At 43.2% G+C, this 22,103-nt stretch carries 20 protein-coding genes and 1 pseudogene; 13 read left to right on the forward strand and 8 right to left on the reverse strand.

Features of this window, described 5'->3' with window-relative positions:
* Positions 1-96: 96 nt before the first annotated feature.
* Positions 97-1,086, reverse strand: coding sequence for an AEC family transporter (locus tag CHRO_RS06640; protein WP_015153419.1), 990 nt, complete (start codon positions 1,084-1,086; stop codon positions 97-99).
* 159 nt (positions 1,087-1,245) lie between these two features.
* Between CHRO_RS06640 and CHRO_RS06645 the strand changes: the two genes are divergently transcribed.
* The 6 genes and pseudogenes from CHRO_RS06645 to CHRO_RS31725 all read left to right on the forward strand — a co-directional run.
* Positions 1,246-2,103 (forward strand): M15 family metallopeptidase, encoded by an 858-nt coding sequence (locus CHRO_RS06645; RefSeq protein ID WP_015153420.1) that lies wholly within the window; start codon positions 1,246-1,248, stop codon positions 2,101-2,103.
* 14 nt (positions 2,104-2,117) lie between these two features.
* Positions 2,118-2,384, forward strand: a complete 267-nt coding sequence (locus tag CHRO_RS06650) for a hypothetical protein (protein ID WP_015153421.1) — start codon at positions 2,118-2,120, stop codon at positions 2,382-2,384.
* Positions 2,385-2,515: 131 nt separating this feature from the next.
* Positions 2,516-2,743, forward strand: a complete 228-nt coding sequence (locus CHRO_RS06655; protein WP_015153422.1) for a type II toxin-antitoxin system Phd/YefM family antitoxin — start codon at positions 2,516-2,518, stop codon at positions 2,741-2,743.
* The gene (locus CHRO_RS06660) at positions 2,740-3,126 is read left to right on the forward strand and encodes a type II toxin-antitoxin system VapC family toxin (RefSeq protein ID WP_015153423.1); all 387 of its coding nucleotides are present in this window, start codon (positions 2,740-2,742) and stop codon (positions 3,124-3,126) included. The genes CHRO_RS06655 and CHRO_RS06660 overlap by 4 nt, the downstream gene beginning before the upstream one ends.
* Positions 3,127-3,129: 3 nt before the next feature.
* Positions 3,130-3,627 carry a GNAT family N-acetyltransferase gene (locus CHRO_RS06665; protein WP_015153424.1) on the forward strand — a complete coding sequence of 166 codons (498 nt, stop codon included), beginning with the start codon at positions 3,130-3,132 and terminating at the stop codon, positions 3,625-3,627.
* A gap of 96 nt (positions 3,628-3,723) precedes the next feature.
* Positions 3,724-3,858: pseudogene (locus CHRO_RS31725) on the forward strand (Uma2 family endonuclease); the annotation flags it as partial.
* A gap of 21 nt (positions 3,859-3,879) precedes the next feature.
* Here CHRO_RS31725 and CHRO_RS06670 read toward each other — a convergent pair.
* Positions 3,880-4,752, reverse strand: coding sequence for a class I SAM-dependent methyltransferase (locus tag CHRO_RS06670; protein ID WP_015153426.1), 873 nt, complete (start codon positions 4,750-4,752; stop codon positions 3,880-3,882).
* Positions 4,753-4,772: 20 nt separating this feature from the next.
* The gene (locus CHRO_RS34240; RefSeq protein WP_015153427.1) at positions 4,773-7,265 is read right to left on the reverse strand and encodes a penicillin-binding protein 1C; all 2,493 of its coding nucleotides are present in this window, start codon (positions 7,263-7,265) and stop codon (positions 4,773-4,775) included.
* Between CHRO_RS34240 and CHRO_RS33195 the strand changes: the two genes are divergently transcribed.
* Positions 7,217-7,477: a hypothetical protein gene (locus CHRO_RS33195; protein ID WP_219336091.1), complete on the forward strand. Its 261-nt coding sequence runs from the start codon at positions 7,217-7,219 to the stop codon at positions 7,475-7,477. The two genes, CHRO_RS34240 and CHRO_RS33195, sit on opposite strands and share 49 nt — an antisense overlap.
* On the opposite strand, the gene CHRO_RS06680 is transcribed toward CHRO_RS33195, so the two are convergent.
* The 3 genes from CHRO_RS06680 to CHRO_RS06690 all read right to left on the reverse strand — a co-directional run bounded on the left by CHRO_RS06680 (position 7,474) and on the right by CHRO_RS06690 (position 10,841).
* On the reverse strand, positions 7,474-8,406 hold the full coding sequence (locus CHRO_RS06680; protein ID WP_015153428.1) for an ABC transporter permease: 933 nt from the start codon (positions 8,404-8,406) through the stop codon (positions 7,474-7,476). The genes CHRO_RS33195 and CHRO_RS06680 overlap by 4 nt on opposite strands.
* A 171-nt stretch (positions 8,407-8,577) precedes the next feature.
* Complete coding sequence (locus CHRO_RS06685) at positions 8,578-9,699, reverse strand: polyamine ABC transporter substrate-binding protein (RefSeq protein ID WP_015153429.1); 1,122 nt, start codon at positions 9,697-9,699, stop codon at positions 8,578-8,580.
* The gene (locus tag CHRO_RS06690) at positions 9,696-10,841 is read right to left on the reverse strand and encodes an ABC transporter ATP-binding protein (protein WP_015153430.1); all 1,146 of its coding nucleotides are present in this window, start codon (positions 10,839-10,841) and stop codon (positions 9,696-9,698) included. Before CHRO_RS06690 ends, CHRO_RS06685 begins: the two co-directional genes overlap by 4 nt.
* Positions 10,842-11,058: 217 nt before the next feature.
* Here CHRO_RS06690 and mrdA point away from each other — a divergent pair, with 217 nt between their 5' ends.
* Positions 11,059-12,858, forward strand: a complete 1,800-nt coding sequence (mrdA, locus tag CHRO_RS06695) for a penicillin-binding protein 2 (RefSeq protein ID WP_015153431.1) — start codon at positions 11,059-11,061, stop codon at positions 12,856-12,858.
* Positions 12,859-13,346: 488 nt separating this feature from the next.
* Complete coding sequence (locus tag CHRO_RS06700) at positions 13,347-13,799, forward strand: tetratricopeptide repeat protein (RefSeq protein WP_015153432.1); 453 nt, start codon at positions 13,347-13,349, stop codon at positions 13,797-13,799.
* 48 nt (positions 13,800-13,847) lie between these two features.
* Here the strand turns inward: CHRO_RS06700 and CHRO_RS06705 are convergent, their stop codons facing one another.
* On the reverse strand, positions 13,848-14,672 hold the full coding sequence (locus CHRO_RS06705; protein ID WP_015153433.1) for a M90 family metallopeptidase: 825 nt from the start codon (positions 14,670-14,672) through the stop codon (positions 13,848-13,850).
* A 216-nt stretch (positions 14,673-14,888) separates the two neighbouring features.
* Here CHRO_RS06705 and CHRO_RS06710 point away from each other — a divergent pair, with 216 nt between their 5' ends.
* The 3 genes from CHRO_RS06710 (at position 14,889) to CHRO_RS06720 (ending at position 20,132) form a co-directional block, all read left to right on the forward strand.
* Positions 14,889-17,783 (forward strand): HAMP domain-containing hybrid sensor histidine kinase/response regulator, encoded by a 2,895-nt coding sequence (locus CHRO_RS06710; RefSeq protein WP_015153434.1) that lies wholly within the window; start codon positions 14,889-14,891, stop codon positions 17,781-17,783.
* Positions 17,780-19,606, forward strand: coding sequence for a two-component system response regulator (locus CHRO_RS06715; RefSeq protein ID WP_015153435.1), 1,827 nt, complete (start codon positions 17,780-17,782; stop codon positions 19,604-19,606). The genes CHRO_RS06710 and CHRO_RS06715 overlap by 4 nt, the downstream gene beginning before the upstream one ends.
* 295 nt (positions 19,607-19,901) lie before the next feature.
* On the forward strand, positions 19,902-20,132 hold the full coding sequence (locus tag CHRO_RS06720) for a hypothetical protein (protein WP_015153436.1): 231 nt from the start codon (positions 19,902-19,904) through the stop codon (positions 20,130-20,132).
* 76 nt (positions 20,133-20,208) lie between these two features.
* Here the strand turns inward: CHRO_RS06720 and CHRO_RS30310 are convergent, their stop codons facing one another.
* Complete coding sequence (locus CHRO_RS30310) at positions 20,209-20,373, reverse strand: DUF262 domain-containing protein (protein ID WP_015153437.1); 165 nt, start codon at positions 20,371-20,373, stop codon at positions 20,209-20,211.
* A 202-nt stretch (positions 20,374-20,575) separates the two neighbouring features.
* Between CHRO_RS30310 and ilvA the strand changes: the two genes are divergently transcribed.
* Complete coding sequence (ilvA, locus tag CHRO_RS06725) at positions 20,576-22,087, forward strand: threonine ammonia-lyase, biosynthetic (protein WP_015153438.1); 1,512 nt, start codon at positions 20,576-20,578, stop codon at positions 22,085-22,087.
* The last annotated feature ends 16 nt before the right edge of the window (positions 22,088-22,103 follow it).

Raw genomic sequence — 22,103 nt, forward strand, 5'->3', positions numbered from 1 at the left:
CAAAAGTCAAAAGTTAAAAGTCAAAACTAGCGTCTTTCTTTGCGCCTTTGCGTCTTTGCGCGACATACAAAATAAAACTTTTGCAATAGCCCTGTTCTAACGAACACCAAACAACCACAACCACAGTGGCAAAGTCAACAACAGACTTGCAGAACCGAGTGCTAAAGCCGTCACAGCCAAATCGCGATCGAGATCGTAAGCTTCCGCAATTACCAGAGTAGCAAAAGCGGGAGGCATAGCCATTTGTAAAACGATCGCTAGTTGAGGCGCGCCTGTAAAACCACATAGAGTTAAGACACTACCTACAACTAAAGGAACGATCAGCATTTTAATTGTTAAACTAACTGCGGCTTTGGGTAGATTGTGCCAAGACTTGAGATGTTGCAAGCGCATCCCGATGAGAACCAACGATAAAGCAACCACACTCCAACCCAAGCTGGATAAAACTGATTCTGCGACAGCAGGTAAGGCAACTTGACGAAATAACAAGCCAAACCCCATACTCCACAAAGCAGGATTGATTAATATTGCCTGGATGAGTGAAGTGCGATCGCTAACTCCCTTCCCAAATCGCGCCGCTAGCACTACACCTAAACCATAAGATCCCAAAGTCGATCCCAACAAATCGTAAAACAGCGTCCAGCCAAAATACTGCGTTCCCACCACCGCCAAAGCCACGGGAAACCCAATATAACCCGTGTTGCCTACCATAGCAGCTAGCAGAAAACTACCTTGGGTAGGTAATGGGTAGTTGGTAATGGGTAGTTGTTGGTTGTTGATTGTTGCTTCCCTATTCCCCTGCTCTTGTTTTTTGACTTTTAACTTTTGACTTTTGACTTTTAGCTTAATCCACCCCCAAGCTAAACCTGCTCCGAGTAAAATAGCCATCCAAGCGCATATAGGTGCGATCCAAATAGCTCCCGATAAGTCAGCTTGGCGCAAGAAGGCAATAATACTAATCGGGACTCCAATCCAAAACAGAAATTGTCCTAGAGTATGGGGAGAGAGTTGAGGTATTTTGCTGCTGGCGAAAAAGCCTAACGAAACCAACCCGATTAATTGGGCGTATAGTATCAAAAGCTGCATTACAAAAAGAAAATTATTCTTCTGAAAGAATTAGTGGGGAATGGGGAATAATGGACTAGTGCAGTTTAACGAATTGACACTTAGCCGTTAATCAGTCTTAAGTTTACAATTGCTAATTGTAAACTTGAGGTTGGCGGGGCGAACTGTAAGGAGTGAGTTGTGGATAACGCTGACTTATCGAGACGACAAAAGCATTCAAATTCTGCAAATCGTCGATCGCCCGATGATATTCCAGAGGCTTTACGGGATGCAACCCCTTCTAATTCTGGCACTTCACCTAATCGTGCTTCCAGTGGTCAGCCAATTTATTTGATTGGTGGTTTGCTGGCTGTAGGTGCGATCGCGGTAGGGACTGGTTTATGGTACTTTAATGCTCCGTCGCCAAATACAGTCACTCAGCCTACACCTACTGTTTCTCCTAGTCCGACTGTTTCTACTAGCCCTGCAACACCACAACCACCAGTAGCAGTCAATCCTTCTCCCGCTCGCTCGGACAACCTTTTAGGACATTTACCTTATCAAGAAGCCCCCGAAACAGAACTCGTGCCAATTCTACCAGGAAGTGCCATGAGGTTGCGTCAAGCTGCTGCCGAGGAGTTTCAGGCGATGGTACGGGCAGCTAGGGCTTCAGGGATAAGTTTAGTACCAATTTCCGGTTTTCGTTCTACCCAAGATCAGCAGCACATCTATTTTGGTATTCAAGCAGAACGGGGACAATCTGTAACCAAACGTGCCGAAGTCAGCGCCCCTCCAGGCTACAGCGAGCATCATACAGGTTACGCCGTAGATATTGGTGATGGAAATACCCCAGCAACAAATTTAAATACTAATTTTGAGAAGACGAAAGCCTTTAGATGGTTAGAGGCAAATGCAGCGCGATTTCACTTTGAAATGTCTTTTCCTAAGAATAACTCGCAAGGGGTAAGTTACGAACCTTGGCACTGGAGATTTGTGGGCGATCGCGATAGTTTAGAAACATTTTATAAAGCCAAAAATCTCGATCGCAACACACCTTAATTGTTTTTACGCTAATGAGCATACGTCATTTTTATGCAAAACGGATTTCAAACCTTGTAAATGGGTTTGCTAAATACGAATATACAGCCGACTCCATCAGCATGGCAGATTTTGGAACTATGATTATTGATGTAAATAACAAAAGATCTAAAATTGAAAAACCCATGACTGACGAGACTATTGAGAATCAAGAAGTGTGCATTTTGGCATTAACCTCTAAAATTCTAAAAGAATATGAAAAAAATCAGGAATTGCCTCGCGAAACTCATTACGTATCATAATAAATCAATAGACAGCAGCAAGGAGGCTACGATCGCTCTCAAATGCTTGTATCAGGAGCGGTATCGCTTTTTAAACTGAAACCTTAACTCAGAAGTTATATTCAAGATATTGAGTTTTGCCAAAAACCATTATGCACCAGATTAACTTAAAAGAAGCTGAGACTCGACTAGCAGAGCTAATTGAAGAAGTGGCTGGCGGGGAAGAAGTTGTAATTACCTGTAGTGATGGAAGATCTTTCAAGATTATACCGATTGGTACGGTAGAAGCGATCCCTAAATTTGGCAGTGCAAAGGGAATGGTAAAGATGTCAGATGATTTCGACGCGCCATTGGAAGACTTTGAAGCATATGCTCCATGAGGATATTGCTCGACACCCACTCATTTTTGTGGTTTATTGAGGGCAGTCCCAACCTCAGCAACATAGCAAGGAGTGCGATCGAAGATCGAAAAAATCAGAGATTTTTGAGTGTTGCAAGTCTCTGGGAGATGTCTATCAAGGTTAGTATTGGAAAACTAGAGCTTGAAATGACGTTTGCTGAGTTAGTCCAGCGTGAAGTATACGGAAATGCTATTGAGTTACTTGAAATACAGCCAGAACATTTAGATGAATTAGCCAAGCTACCTTTTCACCACAAAGATCCATTCGATCGACTGATAATTGCTCAAAGTTTAGCAGAGTGCATACCTGTAGTGACGAAAGACGAAATATTTGGAAGTTACCCTGTCACCATACTGCGGTGAGTTATGCGTCGCTCGCAACAACAGCCCACAAAGATGAACGCAATTACCTATAGACTGCCGGAGCCAGGGGATGAACACCAAATTAGTGCTTGCATGTGGGCTTCTGCGGATCTCTGGGAACTTACAGATGGAACACCAGAAAGTGTTGCCGAATGGAAACAAATTTGTGACCTAGAAGAATTGAGAGGAAGAATCTTGAGTGGTGAGAAAACGCTAGTCGCTACATGGAATGGAATCGTTGTCGGTTTTATCGCATTTCGGAGAGGGAATCATCTATCTTTGTTGTTCGTCCGAAGAGAATTTGCTAGGCAAGGAATTGGTAGAGAGCTATTCACTCGGTGCAGCAACGCTCTTAATGAAATCATTGTTAACTCATCTGATACGGCAGTAGGCTTTTATCAAAAAGTCGGGTTTGTCCAAAGTGGCGATCGCTTTTGCAAAAATGGGGTATGGGCAACACCCATGAAGTGGACTGAAATTGTAGCGAATCGAAACCACTGACATATTTTTCGCAGCCTGCGATCGATCGCGTTACTTCTCAACCCAGAAACTATAAAATTGAACTAAATCGATCGCAAAATTTCCAGAAGTTCTGCTATGAAAACACTAGCTAAATGGTCTGTAGAAGACTATCATCGCACGATCGAAGCAGACATTCTGCGCGATCGCCATGTGGAATTGCTAGCAGGTGATATTGTTGAGAAGAGTCCAGAAACACCGATCCCTCACAGCTAAGATTCACAATTTTGATTTTTAACTTTTAACTTTTGACTTGCTTTTCCTCGCTGTCGCCCCAATAGTTGAATAATAAATTGCCCATGACTGCGGATCTTCGGCAATTTGACAATATCGCTCGATGTCTTGTTGCGTTGCTTTACCCGTAGCAATATATTTATCTGTTAATCGCTCGGCAGACATTTTCATAACTGTAGCAATTCCCGAACCACCAGGGGCTAAAGGAGTATCATTTTCAACAGATAATTCTTGCAAATTCAACTGTTGAAATATGGTAGGCAATTTAATACCAAAAGCATAATCCATCCCCCTACTAGCAAACATTTGGGCGATCGCCTCATTCACCCGATTCATCGACTGACAAGCTGCTTCATTTCCCGCGATCGCTCTAGCAGCAGAAAAATCTGGTTCTTCAATCACAATCCACCCACCAGGCTTGAGTAAATCTAACATTTTTGCGAGAGCAATTTGAAATTCTGGAACATGAATCAGCACGTAGCGAGTATGAATGAGATCGAAAGATTGACTCTTTAGCGCTAGATGACGAATATCGGCTTCTATAACTTCTAAATTCGCTCGTGCGAGCTTGGCAACAAAGCGAGTATTTAAATCGACAGCAACAACCTTACCATTTTCTCCAACAATTTCTGCCATCCAGCGGGCGATCGATCCTGCTCCTGCACCAACTTCCAGACAGCACCAATTAGGAGAAATACCTGTTGCTTGAATTCGCTGACGACTGGCAGGATCGAAGACTCGTTCGATTGCTTGGAGTCTTGCCAATTCTTTCAACTCAGTTTCTGTCAGTTTAAATTCTTGGGGTTCAACTGTTTTAGATTCAACTTTTTTCTCAGGCTGAGAATTAGCAAAGATGTATGTAGAATCTGACATTTTCACCCCTGTAACTCTGACTAATTTTTGCTTACACGACCGATAGAAAAACCTCGACGAGTAGGTTTATTTTGTGCTAACTGTACTTGAAAACTGACGCGATCGCTCGTCCCATCACTTTTAACTTCCACAGTCCAGTTCCCAGGACGCAGCTCCCAAAAGAAAGCATCAGATGTCTGCGTTGCTAGTTTCTCACCGTTAAGCCACCATTCTACAGGTTTATCTGACTTTGCAGCGAGTTTAAATTCAAGCCGTTGCTGACTGTCACTCGCACCATTACTAGGGTAGAGGAGAAACAAAGCGCCGTTGGTAGGAGACACGATTTTCAGTCCGCTCGAAACTCCAGGCGATCGCCCTTGGGTTGCCAACCATTCATCATATTCTCTAGGTAAGTTAAGCCGATATTGCGGCTCTCCTGCTGTATGAGCAGTTACCAGTTGATAAAAAGTATCGGGGTGGCGATCGTATTCGTCCAAATCTTCTGGATAAAAATATTCCTGTACCACTGTCGGACAAGCAGGTGTAGGTTTCAATCCCGACAAAGCACAGACGGGACGTAAAACCAAACCAGATGGAGCAGGAAAAGCCGCAGGTTCTCGATCTTCGTGCAAGTGCAACATAATCCGATTCCACAAAGGAGCAGCACCCATCACCCCAGATACCTGACGCATCGGTTCGCCGTTAAAATTGCCTACCCAAGTTGCAACTGTATAATCAGTCGTAAATCCTACCGTCCAAGTATCGCGAAAATTAGAAGAAGTTCCCGTTTTCACCGCAGCAGGAAAAGGCAAATTCAACACCGAGTCCACACCAAAAGACTTAGCACGAGCATGGCGATCGCTTAATATGTCAGTTATCAGTGACCAGTGACCAGTTATCAGTGTTAGGTGGTAATTGGTAGTTGGTAATTGGTAATTGGTAGTTGCTCCCTTGTCCCCTTGTCCCCCTTGTCCCCCTTCGCCCCCTAATCTCCACTCCCTTCGGTCGTGGGGTCCCCGAGTTCCCCCTTGTCCCCCTTGTCCCCCTCTCCCTTGTCCCCCTTGTCCCCCTTGTCCCCCTCTCCCTTGTCCCCCTTGTCCCCCTTGTCCCCCTTGTCCCCCTTGTCCCCCTTGTCCCCCTTGTCCCCGACTCCCGCTTAATTCCATAGAATTTCTTGCCATAGTCGCATAAGCACGGGCTAATTCCCACAGACTGACTTCGCCGCTACCGAGGGTTAAGCCGAGTCCGTAATATTCCGGGGGCTGGTTTAAATGCTCGAAACCAAGTTGATGCAAGCGTTGTAAGAAATTTTCTACACCAACTCGCTCCAAGACTCGCACGGCGGGAACGTTAAGAGAATTCGCTAAGGCAACGCGGACGCGCACGGGTCCTTGAAAGGATTCGCTATAATCTGTAGGGCTGTAAAGCCGCGCTCCAGGAATAGCATAGTGGGTAGGTACGTCTGCTAATACGGTATTTGGACGAATTAGCCGCTGTTCCAAGGCTAATTGATACAAAAAAGGTTTTAGGGTAGATCCGGGCTGTCGAAGTGCTTGCACGCCGTCGTTACGCCCCAATTCGGCATCGGCAAAGTAATCGGGAGAACCGACATAAGCTAAAACTGCACCAGAATGATTATCGATAACTAAAGCAGCAGCGTGGTGGACGTTGTGTGGTGTAAGGTGGCGCACGATCTGCTGGACTTGGACTTCTACAAACTGTTGCAAGGGACGATCTATAGTTGTCCGAATTTGGGATGGGTGTTGTTTGGGAAGTTGACTAGCTGCCCAAAATAGAAAATGCGGTGCAGCGATAATTCCCTGCCGTCGCGACTGGAGCGTAATTGCTTCGATATTGGCTTTTTCTGCCTCAGCACGGGTAATATGTTTATCTAGAACCATGCGATCGAGGACATATTTCTGTCGCCGTTTCAATCTTTCCCAACTATCGTAAGGATTCAGATATACCGGATTGTTGGGTATGGCTGCTAGCAGACTAGCTTGTGCTAAATTTAGTTCGGATGCAGGCATTCCCAGATATATTCGCGCCGCAGCTTCTACGCCGTAGATATTGCCACCCATCGGCAGACGGTTGACGTAAGCTTGCAAGATCTCGTCTTTGCTCATGCCTGCGGCTAGCCGCCAAGATAACCAAATTTCCCGAACTTTCCCCCAGAAGTTGCGCGGTAAGGGTTCTAGCATCCGTGCTAGTTGCATTGTAATTGTCGATGCGCCGCTGACAATTCTTCTAGCTTGAATAGAAGTGACGATCGCCCGTCCGACTGCCTTTAAATCCAACGCTCCATGATGATAGAATTGCCCGTCTTCTGCTGCTAAAATTGCTTGGATAAACTGGGGCGAAACTGCATTCAACGGTACGGCTACAGTATGGTTGCGATCGCGAGTCAGTAAAGTTCCCAAAGGTAACCCGTGGCGATCGCTAAATTCAATTGCCTGTCCATCCTGTAAGATATCTTTGGCATGAATTGGCGCAAGATACGGTAAGCCACGGACAATCAGACACAGTAGTATCAAAACAAAAATTCCCTTCTTCCAGAGGAGCCGGGAGTCGGAAGTCGGGAGTCGGGAGTCGGGAGACAAGGGGGACAAGGGGGACAAGGGAGCAGGGAGCGCACGAGCAGGGAGCAGAGGGGAAGAGGGAGGGGGAGAGTGGGAGAAGGGGAGTAATTACCAATTACCAATTACCAATTACCAACTACCAATTACCAATTACCACTGATAACTAGTCACTAGTCACTGAATTATTCCCGCCGTATTTAATTAATAGCGCGATCGCAATACTAACAGCTAGTACCAACACCATACTTAACGCCGAACCAAATCCCCAGTTCTGGGTTGCGCCTAAAAACTGATTGTAAATTAACCTGGCGATCGTCATACTGGATGCACCACCTAGTAACTCTGGAGCAATGAAATCGCCAATTGCCGTAATGAAAACTAACAGCGAACCTGCGGCAATTCCTGGTAAAGTTTGGGGGACAGTTACCTTCCAAAAGGTTTCAGCGGGATTTGCTCCTAAATCTGCGGCTGCTTCCAGCAATCTCCGGTCTAATCTTTCCAGGGAAGCGTAGAGAATCAGTACCATATAAGGCAGCAAATTGTAACTCAAGCCAATCAAAACTGCCGTACTGCTATTGTGAATCTGGAGGCTGGGTAAACCAACACTATTGAGCAAAGAGTTCAGCACGCCTGTAGGACGCAAAATCGTAATCCAGGCATAAGAACGCAGTAAAGAGGATGTCCACAGAGGTAAGACAAAACCCAATAAAAGTAGAGTCCGCCAGCGTTGAGGAGTCAACAAAGCAATCCAGTAGGCGACGGGAAATCCTAATAATAAGCAAATAATAGTACTAGAGCTAGCTAAAAATAGCGATCGCCCCATCACTCCCATATATAGGGGTTGAAATACCTGAATATAATTATCTACACCGCTAGGATTAACAATATTTCCCGGGCGAAACCCTGGCACTAAACTCAACTCAAAGATAATCAGTGTTGGTAGTACCAACAACAATATCAACCAAATTCCAGCCGGGGTTAGAAAAATCGTCGGTTCTAGCCAATTCCACCAACGAGGATGTTTCGGTGGTAGCGGTGGTTCGGCATCCTGACTTGAGGTTGCATCGAGTTGAAGTGGTGACTTTTTTGCAGGCACAGTTTGTAGAAGGGAGTAGGGAGCAATAATCAGTGACCAGTGACCAGTGGCCAGTGACCAGTTGTCAGTCAACAAATGAATAATGACCAATGACCAATGACGAATAACTATTCATACTTCATCCTTTTTCCTTCTTCCTTCTTCCTTCATACTTTCCTAATTTCCGATCCCCTAGCTGCTAGTTAGTTGCGTCCAGTAGCGATCGTAAACTGCATCAAAATCTCCTAAAGGGGAAATGCGTTCGCATTTATTTAAGACCGATTCTGGAGGAAACAAATTGGTATCTTGGCGCAGTTGAGTTGGTAACTGTTCTAATGCAACTTGGTTGGGAATGGCTACGGTTTGTCGCTGACAAATCTCTGCTGCTACCGTAGGTTCCAAGTTGTAATTGAGCCAAGTATAAGCAGCATCGAGATTGGGTGCGGTTTTGGGAATGGCGATCGTATCCGTCCACAAAGACGTGCCACTGGCGGGAATGATGTATCTGAGATTGGGATTTTCTTGAGAAATTTTAATTCCATCAGTCGAATATGCCATCGCTAGCACTAAATCTCCAGCGAGGATTTGACTGCGCCAAGCATCGGTATCAAATGCAGCAATACTGGGTTTGAGTTCTCGTAACTTCTCGTAAGCCTGTTTAATTTGCGACTCATCTTTGGAATTATAGGAATAACCCAACATTCGTAAAGTTGCGCCCATGACTTCCCGCACGTCATCAATTAAAGTCATGCGTCCTGATAGCTGCTGGCGGTTTTTCCACAAATATTCCCAATCTGTAGGTGGTTCTTTTAACTGCTGGGTATTGTAAACAAATCCAGTTGTTCCCCAACTCATGGGGATGCTGTGACGATTTTGCGGGTCGTAAGTCGGATTTTGAAATTGAGGGGCAAGTCGGTCTAAACCTTGGAGGCGCGAACGGTCGAGTTCGTGGAGCATTCCCATTTCTATCATACGCCGCACCATATAATCGCTAGGATAGATGACGCTGTAATTTCCTCCTCCTCCCGCTTGTAACTTTGCCAGCATTGCTTCGTTTGATTCGTAGATGTCTGCAACGACTGGTGCTTTGAACTGAGCAGTAAAGTTTTTAATTAGTTTGTCATCTGTATACTGCGACCAGGTATAGACAAATAACTTGTCGGTTGGACCTGCTGATGCTGTTTCCCGTTGGACTCCTCCCTGTCTCCAGCCACAACGGGTGAGAGCAAGTCCAGAAAATGCTGCTACTGATGTGCGAATAAATCTGCGTCTCGATCGCGAAAATCTTTGTACTGGCTGATGGTTTGTGTTCATTCGCTTCCACTGGCTTTTAAAGCTATACAGTCACGAGTCGCCCAACGAACGTAGATCGGTATATCAGTGTCTGATAAAGTGTTGCCTGTATTTGGTTGTAAGACTTTAATGCGATCGCCCGAGTCTAATTTTACTAAGTAGTGAACGTGGGTTCCCAGATACATGACGTGTAGTAGTTTACCAGCAAAACAATTCGTGCGAATAGTAGGACGTTCCAAGCTCAATTCAATTTTTTCTGGACGCACGCTTACCATCACTGGAGCAGAAGTTGCAGTTGGTTCTGTATAGTCATGTCTTTGCACGACAATTTTTAATCCCTTGTGACTATCAACCTGGAGAGTCGAGCGATCGCTATGCGCGATTTTCCCGGCTAATAAGTTAGTATCGCCAATAAAATCAGCTACAAATGCCGTACTTGGATGTTCGTAAATTTCTTTAGGAGAACCAATTTGTTCGATCTTGCCACGATGCATTACAGCAATGCGGTCTGATAAAGAAAGGGCTTCTTTTTGGTCGTGGGTGACAAAGATAAAAGTCACGCCCAAATTTTGATGCAGATTGGATAATTCTACCTGCATTTCCTGACGTAGTTTCAGATCCAACGCTGCTAAAGGCTCATCTAACAACACGACTGCCGGACGATTGACTAATGCCCTTGCCAAGGCAACTCGCTGCTGCTGTCCGCCTGAGAGTTGGGTGGGAAAGCGCGATCGCATTGTCTCCATCTTGACTAATTTGAGTGCGGCTTCCACGCGGCTATTCAGTTCCACCCGCGAGAGTTTTTGCAACCGCAACCCAAAAGCAATGTTATCCCACACATTTAAGTGGTTAAACAAAGCATAACTTTGAAATACAGTATTGACGGGGCGACGATAGGGCGGAACGCGATTCATCTGTTCACCCTGAATCAATATCTTTCCCGCGTCCGCTCGTTCAAATCCAGCAATTAAACGTAACGTTGTCGTTTTGCCACAACCAGAGGGACCGAGAATACTAAAAAATTCTCCTCGACGAATATTTACGTCGATCCCGTTTACGGCTAATTCTTGATGAAAAAACTTATAGACATTTTGCAGCTCAACATCAAGCAGCGATGCACCGACTTTTCCCCCTGTATACCGTGTTGCAGTTCGAGCCGTCATCCGTATTGTCCCAGGTAATATATTTTATCTTCCAGTCTGCACGGTATTTTGTCGAACTGCCAATAAATTTACTTGTCACCGCTATTAGCTGAGCGAACGCTCATTCCAATTGATTAAAATGAGATCGATGAAGGCTGCTTTGTCTGAGCGCAATCGCCTCAGTTGTGGGTAACTTAGATCTTAAATGCTACCGCGCCAATATCGTAAATCCCACCCCATGAAAATCATTTATCCCGCCTATGGCAGCAAGACGAAAACGACCCGCACTGTCGGGCGTAGTTTCCAAGCCTTAGTGTTAATGCTAGGGATTACTGTTGCCATGTTTGGTGGGATTGGCAGTCGGCTGGCATATTTACAGCTTGTTGAAGGGACTCGCAATCGTCAATTGGCGGACAATAACCGAATTCGATTGATTCCTAAACAGCCAGAACGGGGCAGTATCTTCGATCGCAAAGGCAGAATTTTAGCAACTAGTCGTCTGTCTCATTCCGTTTACATTTGGCCTATGGCTCCCAAAAAACCGGAATGGGACAGTACTAAACAACGGCTTGCCCAAATTTTACAAATGCCAGCCGCCGAAATTCAACAACGCATGGATAAAGCCGGGGTAAATTCTCCTAGCTTAATTCGCATGGCACGAGATATCAACCCGGCTCAAATTACGGCTTTGGCAGAATACAAAAATCAATTAAAAGATGTAGAAGTTTACATCGAACCGATTCGCAGTTATCCCAACGGTCAAATCGCCGCCCACATTCTCGGTTATACAGGCGAGATGAATGACAATACATTAGCTGAGAAACGTCAAGAAGGCTATCGCCTCGGAGATGTCATCGGACAAATGGGAGTAGAAGCAGCCTTTGAAAAGCAACTGCGGGGTGAATGGGGCGGACAACAGGTAGAAGTTGACGGTAAGGGTAGGGTTTTACGATATTTAGGCGAGAAAAAGGCAAGGTCGGGTCAGAACGTTCATTTAACGATCGATCTAGAGTTACAAAAAGCCGCCGAAAAAACTTTGGGCGATCGCCAAGGGGCGATCGTTGCCCTCGACCCCCGTACTGGCGGAGTATTAGCAATGGTGAGTCGTCCTACCTTCGACCCCAACGTATTTTCTAAACGCATTACCCCCGCCGTGTGGCGCAGCCTGCAAAAGAAAGATCATCCCTTTGTCAACCGCGCCTTAAGAGGTTTCCCCCCTGCCAGTACGTTTAAAATCATCACTGCTACGGCTGGCTTGGAATCAGGGAAGTTTTCGCCTAAAACGCGATTGCAAACCTATGGTTGCATGAACATTGGTGGTACGCGATTCTGCGATTGGAATCTTGCCGGATTTGGCGTACTCGATTTTCCGGGGGCGTTGGCTTGGAGTAGCGATACATTTTTCTATCAAATCGGTCGGGGTATTGGCGGACCTACTTTAATTGAATGGACGCGGAAATTTGGCTTTGGGCGCAAAACGGGCATTGAACTCGCACCAGAAGAAGCAAAAGGCTTAGTTGCAGATGATAAATGGAAACGAGCCAACTATGACTTACCTTGGAAGGTAGGAGACACGGTAAATATGTCCATTGGTCAAGGGTTTTTGCAAGTTTCTCCCTTGCAAGTTGCCGTGATGTTCGCCGTTCCTGCTAGTGGTGGCTACCGGATCAAACCGCACTTACTGCGAGATAACGAGGAAGCGAAGAAGTGGCGGGAGTCTTTAAATATCAAACCAAGTACCGTGCAAACTGTCCGTCAAGGATTGCGACAAGTCGTAGCTAGCGGCACGGGTAGGGCGTTGAGTTCTCCTACCATTCCCCCGGCTGCTGGTAAAAGCGGTACGGCGGAGACTTATAAGCAGAAATCTCATACTTGGTTTGGCGGTTATGCCCCCTACAATAAGCCAGAAATCGTGGTCGTCGCGTTTGCCGAACACTCTGGTGGTGGCGGTGGTAAGATTTGCGCTCCAATGGTGTTAAAAGTGATGGAAGCCTATTTTCACGGGCAGAAGGCGAAGGGAGAAGTCGGAAGTCGGTAGGGGCAGGTTTGGAAACCCGCCTGTACGGAAGTCGGAAGTCGGAATTAACTACTCAGATTTTGTACGTTTGCGTACAGACAAATTAGGTTTTTTTGGTTAAGCACTGTGGATGTTTCTGCTAGTCCCGGGAGATTTGGGAGTTAGCTGGTAGACATTTAGATAAAGCTTTTTTAAGTATCGAAACGATATGTGCTAAAAATCTCAATACACAAGTTAAAATTCTTTTTGGAATGAACGCGGTGTTACTGTAAATGTTGAGTATATGAGTTCCACTCGGGCATTGAATAGGTCATAGTTGCGATCGCTCTTTAACAAAAGTTCATAGTGGTTTCAGTATTTTCTCTAAACTTGATAGAGAGAAAATGAAATATGTTGATTTTAAGTAGCGAAAATCACTTTTTTGATGTTTGAATCGAACCTTGAGATGCAAATATAAGTACTTACTGTTTTGTTAAAAACTCCAAACCTGCATTTACTAAACAACTTTTATGACCGCAACGACTAATAATAAATTGAACTCAATTGATGAATTTCCATCTGCTGTTGAAGTTGCTAAGATTTGGCAGCAAAAGGGAACTCAGTTAGCCAATTTAGGTAAACATACAGAAGCATTAAATTACCTAAATCGAGCCATAACAATTTATGAGGACAATCCTACCGCTTTAGTGATGCGAGCAGTTGTATTGATTCATTTAGGACAGAATGAAGCAGCGCTGACAGATTGCGATCGCGCTTTGACAATTAATCCTAAAGACAAACAGGCTTGGTTATTTAAAGGCGTAGCTTTAAATTATTTAGGGCGTTACGAGCAGTGTTATGCTAGCTACGATCGCGCCTTGGGAATCGAACGGCGATCGTCTGTTTACAGATTAGTACAAGTGTGGAAGGGCATTTTTGGTGTTGGTCGTTCTGACAGCGCAGCTATGACTTCTTCTACGTGAAAGCTAGTAGGGTGCGTTGTTTAACGCACCCTAAAAATTGTCATAACCTTAAACCCACTGCACGGGATCGAGTTGATAATAACTTTGCAATAATTTGTAAAGTGCTGAATGCTGTTTCTGTAATTGGTGCGGTTTTTCAAAAAAAGTTTCTGTAGCGACGGCAAAAAACTCGGCTGGATTTGTCGTTCCATAGCTATCTATAACAGTTTTTCTACCTCGTTGTACGTCATGACAAAGTTGCTGATACGCTGCTGTCATCACCTGCATCCAAATCGGATAATCTAATTTTCGTGGCAAAATGGGTACGCCTTCAGCTTCACCATCTTCCTGGTCTAACTGATGGGCAAACTCATGCAGTACGATATTGCGACCGTCTTGCCAGTTACGAGTATCGTATTGTACCTGTTCCCAAGATAAGACTAATTGGTCATTCGTCCAAGACTCTCCCAATCTTGCCACGCGCTTTTCTTCTACAATATAACTTCCAGTTTTTGCGATCTCATTGACAAAATACGTCCTGGGATAGATGAAAATAGTGCGCAACCTTAAGAAGTATTCGCCTCTTTCATTGAGTAAAAGTAAGCAAGCAACAGCAGCGATCGTTATTTTCATTTCTTCTGTCACTAGCAAACCATTACAACCAATAAATTGTTTTTCTGCTAAGAATACTTGAATGTGTCCTTGCAAGCGCTGGCGATCGCCTTTGGAAAGACAATAATAAATTGGTAAATTATTTTCAATTACTGCATTCCACAGTATAGGAAAAGGAAGCTGCTTATAGTGACGGCGACGTTTTTTTATTAGAATAGGATGAATGAAAATCCCGGTAATGATGAAGGCGATCGCGATTATAATAGTTAGTGTTTCTATCATAAAGTTATAACAGTAGTCTCAATTCTTGCATTTTCAATTCTTTTAAATAACCTAACCTTACATTAATTCTTTTTAAAGGTAATAGTATTTAATTACACAGATAGATATATATCGCATCTTACTCTGACTAATGTTATTTTAAGAACATTTTTGAGCAATTTAAAGCTAGCAAGCTCATTCCTTCACTCTTAATGCTCCTACTCTCAGTAGATAACTATGAAATTGTTTAGCCCAACCGCATCACCACAAGAGCAAGATATTTCCAGAGCTAAAAGCTTTAGAGGACTACCCCTACGATTAGTCCTGGTATTACCTTTTGTGTTACAAATTGCCGGTGCGGTAGGGTTAGTGGGTTATCTATCATTTAAAAACGGTCAGCAAGCAGTTAACGTTCTTGTCGATCGCTTAATGGATAAAAGTGGCAACCTAGTGTCCGAACATCTCACTGGTTACTTAGACACTCCTCAAAAAATTAATCAGATTAATCATGACGCGGTCGAGTTAGGATTATTAGATTTAAAAGACTTCAAGACAACAGGACGTTATTTTTGGAAACAACTACAAACTTATCCAGAACTAGCTTACAGTTCCTATGCACTGACTACGGGAGAATATGCCGCTGCAGGAAGATTTTTAGCAGGACGGGGAGTTACTATTGATGAACTATCTGCTGCTACTGACTGGAGAACATATACGTACGTTACAGACGAGCGAGGCAATCGCACTCAAATAGCAGTAGTCTACGATGACTACAACTCTCAAACAGAAGCTTGGTATCAGGACGCAGTCAAGGCGGGAAAACCAGTCTGGAGCAGCGTATCTAACTGGGATGGCGAAAATTTAGCAGGATACATATCTATTACTGCTACTAGTCCTATTTACAATAATAAAAATCAACTTTTCGGTGTCATTGGAGTCGATCTACTTTTAGCTGGTATTAATGATTTTTTAAAACAACTCGAAATTACTCCATCAGCCAAAGTTTTTGTTATCGAACGTGATGGGTTACTCATTGCTTCCTCTAGTACGGAAAAACCTTTTACACTAGTTAATGGTGTAGCTAAAAGACTCAGCGCTCTTGATATTAATGACGCTCAAATTCGAGCAACAGCCAAGTATTTGAAACACAATTTCGGTGATTTTCAAAGAATTAAAGGCGAACAAAAACTAAATTTTAAATTACAAGACGAACTTCAGTTCGTTCGCGTAGTCCCTTGGCAAGATGAATTTGGGTTGAATTGGTTAGTCGTAACTACCATACCCGAATCAGATTTCATGGGACAAATTCATGCCAACAACCGAACAACATTTTTTCTCTGTCTTTTAGCATTATTAGTAGCAATTTGGTTGGGGTTACTTACCTCTCGTTGGATTAGTCAACCAATTCTACGCTTAAGTAAAGCCTCTACGGAGATCGCTCAAGGAGATTTAAACCAACAAGTGGAAGTCAAAAGGATCGTTGAACTAGGAGTATTGTCACGCTCTTTCAATGAGATGGCGCAACAATTACAAGCATCTTTTGCTAATTTAGCTCGAATCAATCAAGAACTCGATCGCAAAAACCAGGAAGTTGTCCGAATCAACGAGCAATTAGATAAGGCGAATCAAGAATTAGCAACAGCTAACGATGAACTCGAACTGCGAGTAGAGAAAAGGACTATAGAACTACAACACGCTAAAATTGCGGCAGAACTAGCCAATCGCGCTAAAAGTGAATTTCTAGCAAACATGAGTCACGAACTACGAACTCCTCTCAACGCCATCCTCGGTTTTTCCCAACTGATGAATCGAGAACCTTCTTTAAGCAATCGGCAACAGGAAAATCTCAGAATTATCAATCGTAGTGGCGAACATTTACTCTCGCTGATCAATGATGTATTAGATTTAGCCAAAATTGAGTCAGGAAAAATGACTCTCTATCCCACTGACTTCGACTTATATGTCTTATTAGATTCGATTAAAGAGATGTTGGCACTACGAGCAGAATCTAAAGGGTTACAGTTAACAATCGAGCGCAGCAACAATCTCCCTCAATATATCAAAACTGACGACAAGAAACTGCGGCAAGTTTTAATTAATTTATTGGGTAACGCAATTAAATTTACTTCAGTTGGTAGCGTCACTCTACGAGTAGAATTAGCAGGCGCTCGACAACCAATAACCAATAATCAACAACCCATAACTCTTCACTTTGAAGTTGCTGATACTGGTGCAGGTATTGCACCAACAGAAATTAATAGTGTATTTGAAGCTTTTGTTCAAACAGAAACAGGTAAACAATCTCAACAAGGAACTGGTTTAGGCTTACCTATTACTAAAAGTTTTGTCGAATTGATGGGAGGCAAGATTACTGTTAACTCCGAACTAGGAAAAGGTACAGTTTTTCAATTTAATATCCAAGCTTTAGAAAGCGATGTTAGTAAAGCCGTCGAGCAAAAAAGAACTTATAGAGTTGTTGGAATCCAACCAAATCAACAGAAATATCGGATTTTAGTCGTAGACGATCGCTGGGAGAATCGCCAGCTTTTACTAAAATTATTACAACCAATTGGTTTCCAAGTTAAAGAAGCAGTTAACGGACAAGACGCAATCAAAATATGGCAGCAATGGCAACCGCATTTGATTTGGATGGACATGCGAATGCCAGTCATGAACGGTTATGATGCGACTCAACAAATTAAATCACATCTTCAAGGACAAGCTACTGCAATTATTGCTCTTACCGCTAGCACTCTTGAAGAAGAGAAAGCTATTGTTCTTTCGGCTGGTTGCGATGATTTTGTCCGCAAACCTTTTCATGAAGAAGTCATTTTTGACAAAATGGCTCAATTTTTAGGCGTACGGTATATATATGAAGAAATTTGCTCTAAAAATATTTCTGAAGCTTCAACTGTTGAAAAATTGACAGCTGAAGCTTTAGCCGTTATGTCGAATGAATGGCTGGTGAACCTCTCAGAAGCTGCGGCTTTGATTGACGAAGAGCAAATTGCTCAATTAGTGTCTCAAATACCAGAAGAATATCAAGCATTAGCTCAATCGATTCAAAAAGAAGTTAGTGAATTTAATTTTGACCGGATTATGAATTTCGCTCAAACCGCAGCTAATTTATGAATAACGCTCAATTAAATTATCATTATGCCGACATTTTAGTTGTTGACGATACTCCTGATAATTTGAGAGTTTTATCTACAGCTTTAATAGAAAGAGGTTATAAAGTTCGCTGTACTAAAAATGGTGCTATGGCATTACTTACAGCTAAAAAAGATCCACCTCATCTCATTTTATTAGATATTAAAATGCCAGAAATGGATGGTTATGAAGTTTGCGAACAGCTAAAATTAGATTCTTCAACGAGTCATATTCCTGTAATTTTTTTAAGTGCGCTAGATGATGTTTTCGATAAAGTTAAAGGTTTTGCAGTTGGTGGAGTAGACTATATCACAAAGCCATTTCAAATTGAAGAAGTTGTAGTCCGCATCCAACATCAATTAGCTTTACAGGCAGCAAAGGCAGAAATTTATCAATTAAATAACGCTCTAGAACAAAAAGTTCGACAAAGAACTCTACAATTAGAAGAAGTTATTCAGCAAAGAGATCGAGAAATCGTCAAGCACAAACAAACTCAAAAAAAGCTATTTTATCAAGCTTTACATGATGCTCTAACAGGTTTGCCCAATCGAACTTTATTTATGGAGCATTTACAAAAAGCTCTACATCGTATTATCAGAAATAAAGATTATTTGTGTGCCGTTTTATTTATCGATCTCGATCGCTTCAAAATTATTAATGATAGTTGGGGACATGCTGTCGGCGATCGCCTATTAATTGCTATCTCTCATATTTTAAAAGAATGCTCGCGCGAGGTTGATACTGTAGCGCGTTTGAGTGGAGATGAGTTTACTATTTTATTAGAAGATCTACAAGATACTCAAGACGCGATCGCAATTGCCGAACGATTGTTAGAGAAACTAACTGCTCCAATTCATTTAGGTGAATGTAAAGTCTATATTGGGGCTAGTATTGGTATTGTTTTTGGTTCAGTAGTTTATCAAACTGTCAATGAGTTACTGCGGGATGCCGATATTGCGATGTATCGCGCTAAAGCTTTAGGAAAAGGACGTTATGCAATCTTCGATCGCGAAATGTACGACAGAACGTTGCATCTTTCACAACTAGAAATAGACTTGCGTTATGCCTTGGAACGTCAAGAGTTTCTATTACATTATCAACCAATTATCTCTGTCGCAACTGGGAGATTGACGGGTTTTGAAGCCTTATTACGCTGGCAACATCCAAAAATGGGATTGATCGATCCAGGAGATTTCATTGAGATCGCCGAAGAAACTGGCTTAATTGTACCGATTGGTGAATGGATTTTACAGGAAGCTTGTCAACAGTTATATATTTGGCAGCAAAAATTTGCTACGACATCTTTATATATTAGTGTCAATCTTTCCAGCAAGCAAATTCAGCAATTCGATCTAGTAGATAAGTTAGCTAAAATTCTGGATCGTACTGGTTTAAATGGAAAAAATCTCAAGTTAGAACTGACTGAAACTATGCTAATGGATCGAGGAGAAAAGACGATCGAACTTCTCTTCCAAATTAAAGAGCAAAACATTCAACTCAGTATTGATGATTTTGGCACGGGATATTCCTCTTTAAGTTATTTACACCGTTTTCCAATAGACGCACTGAAAATCGATCGCTCTTTTGTCAGTCCGATTGATGCGGAAGGCAAGAATTGTGAAATAGTGAGGACAATTATTACTCTAGCTCACACTTTAGGAATTAAAGCGATCGCCGAAGGAGTAGAAACATCTCATCAACTAGCTGTATTAAAAAAGTTGGGGTGTGACGAAGCGCAGGGGTATTTCTTTGGTACGCCCGTCAACTTTCAACTAGCAGAAGAGATTTTAGTCAAAAATGTTTAATAGTAATTTGTACTATCATTTCAACTATAGGATTTATATTTGATTTTTGAAAACAGCTCAGTAATTTAATATTTTCTATTGCCTGTTGCCCGTCTTCACGAGTAAGTTTATAAATCAAACTGGATTCCTATAGTAAGTACCGAGCCTTTCTACTTGAGGCTCGCTCTACCTGCGATCGCGTAGTGTAGAGTGAAAGCACTCTCTTGAATTAGTAACTCTCCCCAAGAGTAGCAAGAAAAACTAGAGTATTAATATAGGAGAATGAAAGTAACAAGGAAAAGAGTAGAGAACGACAATGGCTGCAAGAGAACAACTGCTTAACGAAATCGCTCAAACTCCAGATGTTTTGCTTGAGGAGGTTTTAGATTTTCTGCTGTTTGCCAAAGCTCGTAGAACACAGCAGGTATCCGAACAAAAAAAATCTCCGCGTCCATTTGCGCTTTGTGCCGGAGAGTTTACAGTTCCTCCTGATTTTAACGCTCCATTGCCGGATGAAATTCGCGTGATTTTGAGAGCTAGGTTTTGAGTGAATGGATATTCTGGTCGTTATTAGGAAGCTTGTATGAACCAAGATTTCTGGCTGTTCGCAAAGGTTTTTTTCTTCATAGTAAAATAGAACCAAAGGGAAAACCTTTGTATATACTATCTATAAAATAGGCAACTTGCTCTGCGTCCCAAACAAAACCCCTTTGAAAAGAAGGAATTCTAATTCTACCCCTTTCTAAATCGTTAATTAAATCTTTAACAAAGTAGTAAGTTTCAGCCATGATAATGTTGATTTAATTCAAATGACAGCGTTTAGGTAGCTAAGAAATAGCTTTTGGAAAAAATGGTTCAAAAAACGATCTAATGCAAAACCCTGGAGAAGCCTTACTTTTCTAGATTAGCAGCGAGATCGCTAATCGACTCTAATATCGGGACGCTAGTGCCGTAAAATTATCATTCATAGGTATTTGTTCGCCTCCCCCCATGTACTGCGATTATCTCGTCCAAATTCTGACTGCCCGCGTCTACGATGTCGCCCAGGAATCTCCACTAGAATACGCTGCAAATCTCTCAACTCGAATAAACAACAAACTCCTGCTGAAGCGAGAGGATATGCAGTCAGTCTTTTCCTTCAAATTGCGGGGGGCTTATAACAAGATGGCACAACTGGCACCGGAGTTGTTGGCACAGGGTGTCATTGCTGCATCTGCCGGAAACCACGCCCAAGGAGTTGCGCTTGCAGCCCGCCAGTTGGGAACTCGCGCTATTATCGTCATGCCCGTGACGACTCCCCAGGTGAAGATAAATGCAGTCAGATCTCATGGGGGAGAGGTTATATTGCATGGGAATACATACGATGATGCCTATACTCATGCCCGTCAATTAGAAGCTGAAAAAGGCATGACGTTTATTCATCCCTTCGACGATCCGTATGTGATTGCCGGACAGGGTACGATTGGGATGGAAATTTTACGACAGTGCCAACAACCGATTCACGCGATTTTTGTGGCAATTGGGGGTGGTGGTTTAATTTCGGGAATTGCGGCATACGTCAAAAGGTTGCGCCCTGAAATCAAAATTATCGGCGTAGAACCCGTAGATGCTGATGCGATGTATCAGTCTCTTAAAGCTGGAAAAAGGGTAAGGTTGCCTCAAGTCGGCTTATTTGCCGATGGGGTAGCGGTGCGGGAAGTCGGGGAAGAAACTTTTCGGTTGTGCCAGCAGTATGTCGATGACATTATTTTAGTGGATACAGATGATACTTGCGCCGCAATTAAAGACGTATTTGAAGATACGCGATCGATTTTAGAACCTGCTGGGGCATTAGCGATCGCGGCTGCTAAAACTTATGCAGAACGAGAACAAATTCAGGGACAAACGCTAGTCGCTGTCGCCTGCGGTGCTAATATGAATTTCGATCGCCTGCGGTTTGTAGCCGAACGTGCAGAGTTAGGCGAACGTCGAGAAGCCATCTTTGCCGTGACAATTCCCGAACAAAGGGGCAGTCTGCGGCAGTTTTGCGAATGTATTGGTAAGCGCAATTTAACTGAGTTTAACTATCGAATTGCCGACGAAAAAGAAGCGCATATTTTTGTCGGCGTACAAATTGAAAATCGCGCCGATGCAGCCAAGATGGTAGCTAACTTTGAAGCGGCGGGGTTGAAAACCATTGACTTAACCGATGACGAACTGACAAAATTACACTTGCGCCACATGGTAGGCGGAAGATCTCCCCTAGCTAGCAACGAATTACTCTATCGGTTTGAGTTTCCCGAACGTCCTGGGGCATTGATGCAATTTGTTGGTTCCATGAGTCCCAATTGGAATATTAGCTTGTTTCACTACCGCAACAACGGGGCAGACTACGGACGCGCCGTAGTGGGAATGCAAGTTCCGCCCCAGGAAATGGAACAGTGGCAGGCGTTTCTCGATACGCTGGGATTGAGTTATTGGGATGAAAGTCAAAATCCAGCGTATAAGTTGTTTTTGGGGTAGATGGAGAGTAAAAATC

Origin of the sequence: Chroococcidiopsis thermalis PCC 7203 (genome assembly GCF_000317125.1) — a bacterium.
Taxonomy (GTDB): Bacteria; Cyanobacteriota; Cyanobacteriia; order Cyanobacteriales; family Chroococcidiopsidaceae; genus Chroococcidiopsis; species Chroococcidiopsis thermalis.

What these genes read in the sequence shown, in the direction of transcription:
- CHRO_RS06685 (WP_015153429.1), bottom strand. Translation starts at nt 9,699, where the DNA reads ATGAACACAAACCATCAGCCAGTACAAAGATTTTCGCGATCGAGACGC.
- CHRO_RS06700 (WP_015153432.1), top strand. Translation starts at nt 13,347, where the DNA reads ATGACCGCAACGACTAATAATAAATTGAACTCAATTGATGAATTTCCA.
- CHRO_RS06720 (WP_015153436.1), top strand. Translation starts at nt 19,902, where the DNA reads ATGGCTGCAAGAGAACAACTGCTTAACGAAATCGCTCAAACTCCAGAT.
- CHRO_RS06650 (WP_015153421.1), top strand. Translation starts at nt 2,118, where the DNA reads ATGAGCATACGTCATTTTTATGCAAAACGGATTTCAAACCTTGTAAAT.
- mrdA (WP_015153431.1), top strand. Translation starts at nt 11,059, where the DNA reads ATGAAAATCATTTATCCCGCCTATGGCAGCAAGACGAAAACGACCCGC.
- CHRO_RS06710 (WP_015153434.1), top strand. Translation starts at nt 14,889, where the DNA reads ATGAAATTGTTTAGCCCAACCGCATCACCACAAGAGCAAGATATTTCC.
- CHRO_RS06715 (WP_015153435.1), top strand. Translation starts at nt 17,780, where the DNA reads ATGAATAACGCTCAATTAAATTATCATTATGCCGACATTTTAGTTGTT.
- CHRO_RS06690 (WP_015153430.1), bottom strand. Translation starts at nt 10,841, where the DNA reads ATGACGGCTCGAACTGCAACACGGTATACAGGGGGAAAAGTCGGTGCA.
- CHRO_RS06665 (WP_015153424.1), top strand. Translation starts at nt 3,130, where the DNA reads ATGCGTCGCTCGCAACAACAGCCCACAAAGATGAACGCAATTACCTAT.
- CHRO_RS30310 (WP_015153437.1), bottom strand. Translation starts at nt 20,373, where the DNA reads ATGGCTGAAACTTACTACTTTGTTAAAGATTTAATTAACGATTTAGAA.
- CHRO_RS06640 (WP_015153419.1), bottom strand. Translation starts at nt 1,086, where the DNA reads ATGCAGCTTTTGATACTATACGCCCAATTAATCGGGTTGGTTTCGTTA.
- CHRO_RS06655 (WP_015153422.1), top strand. Translation starts at nt 2,516, where the DNA reads ATGCACCAGATTAACTTAAAAGAAGCTGAGACTCGACTAGCAGAGCTA.
- CHRO_RS06670 (WP_015153426.1), bottom strand. Translation starts at nt 4,752, where the DNA reads ATGTCAGATTCTACATACATCTTTGCTAATTCTCAGCCTGAGAAAAAA.
- CHRO_RS06660 (WP_015153423.1), top strand. Translation starts at nt 2,740, where the DNA reads ATGAGGATATTGCTCGACACCCACTCATTTTTGTGGTTTATTGAGGGC.
- CHRO_RS06705 (WP_015153433.1), bottom strand. Translation starts at nt 14,672, where the DNA reads ATGATAGAAACACTAACTATTATAATCGCGATCGCCTTCATCATTACC.
- ilvA (WP_015153438.1), top strand. Translation starts at nt 20,576, where the DNA reads ATGTACTGCGATTATCTCGTCCAAATTCTGACTGCCCGCGTCTACGAT.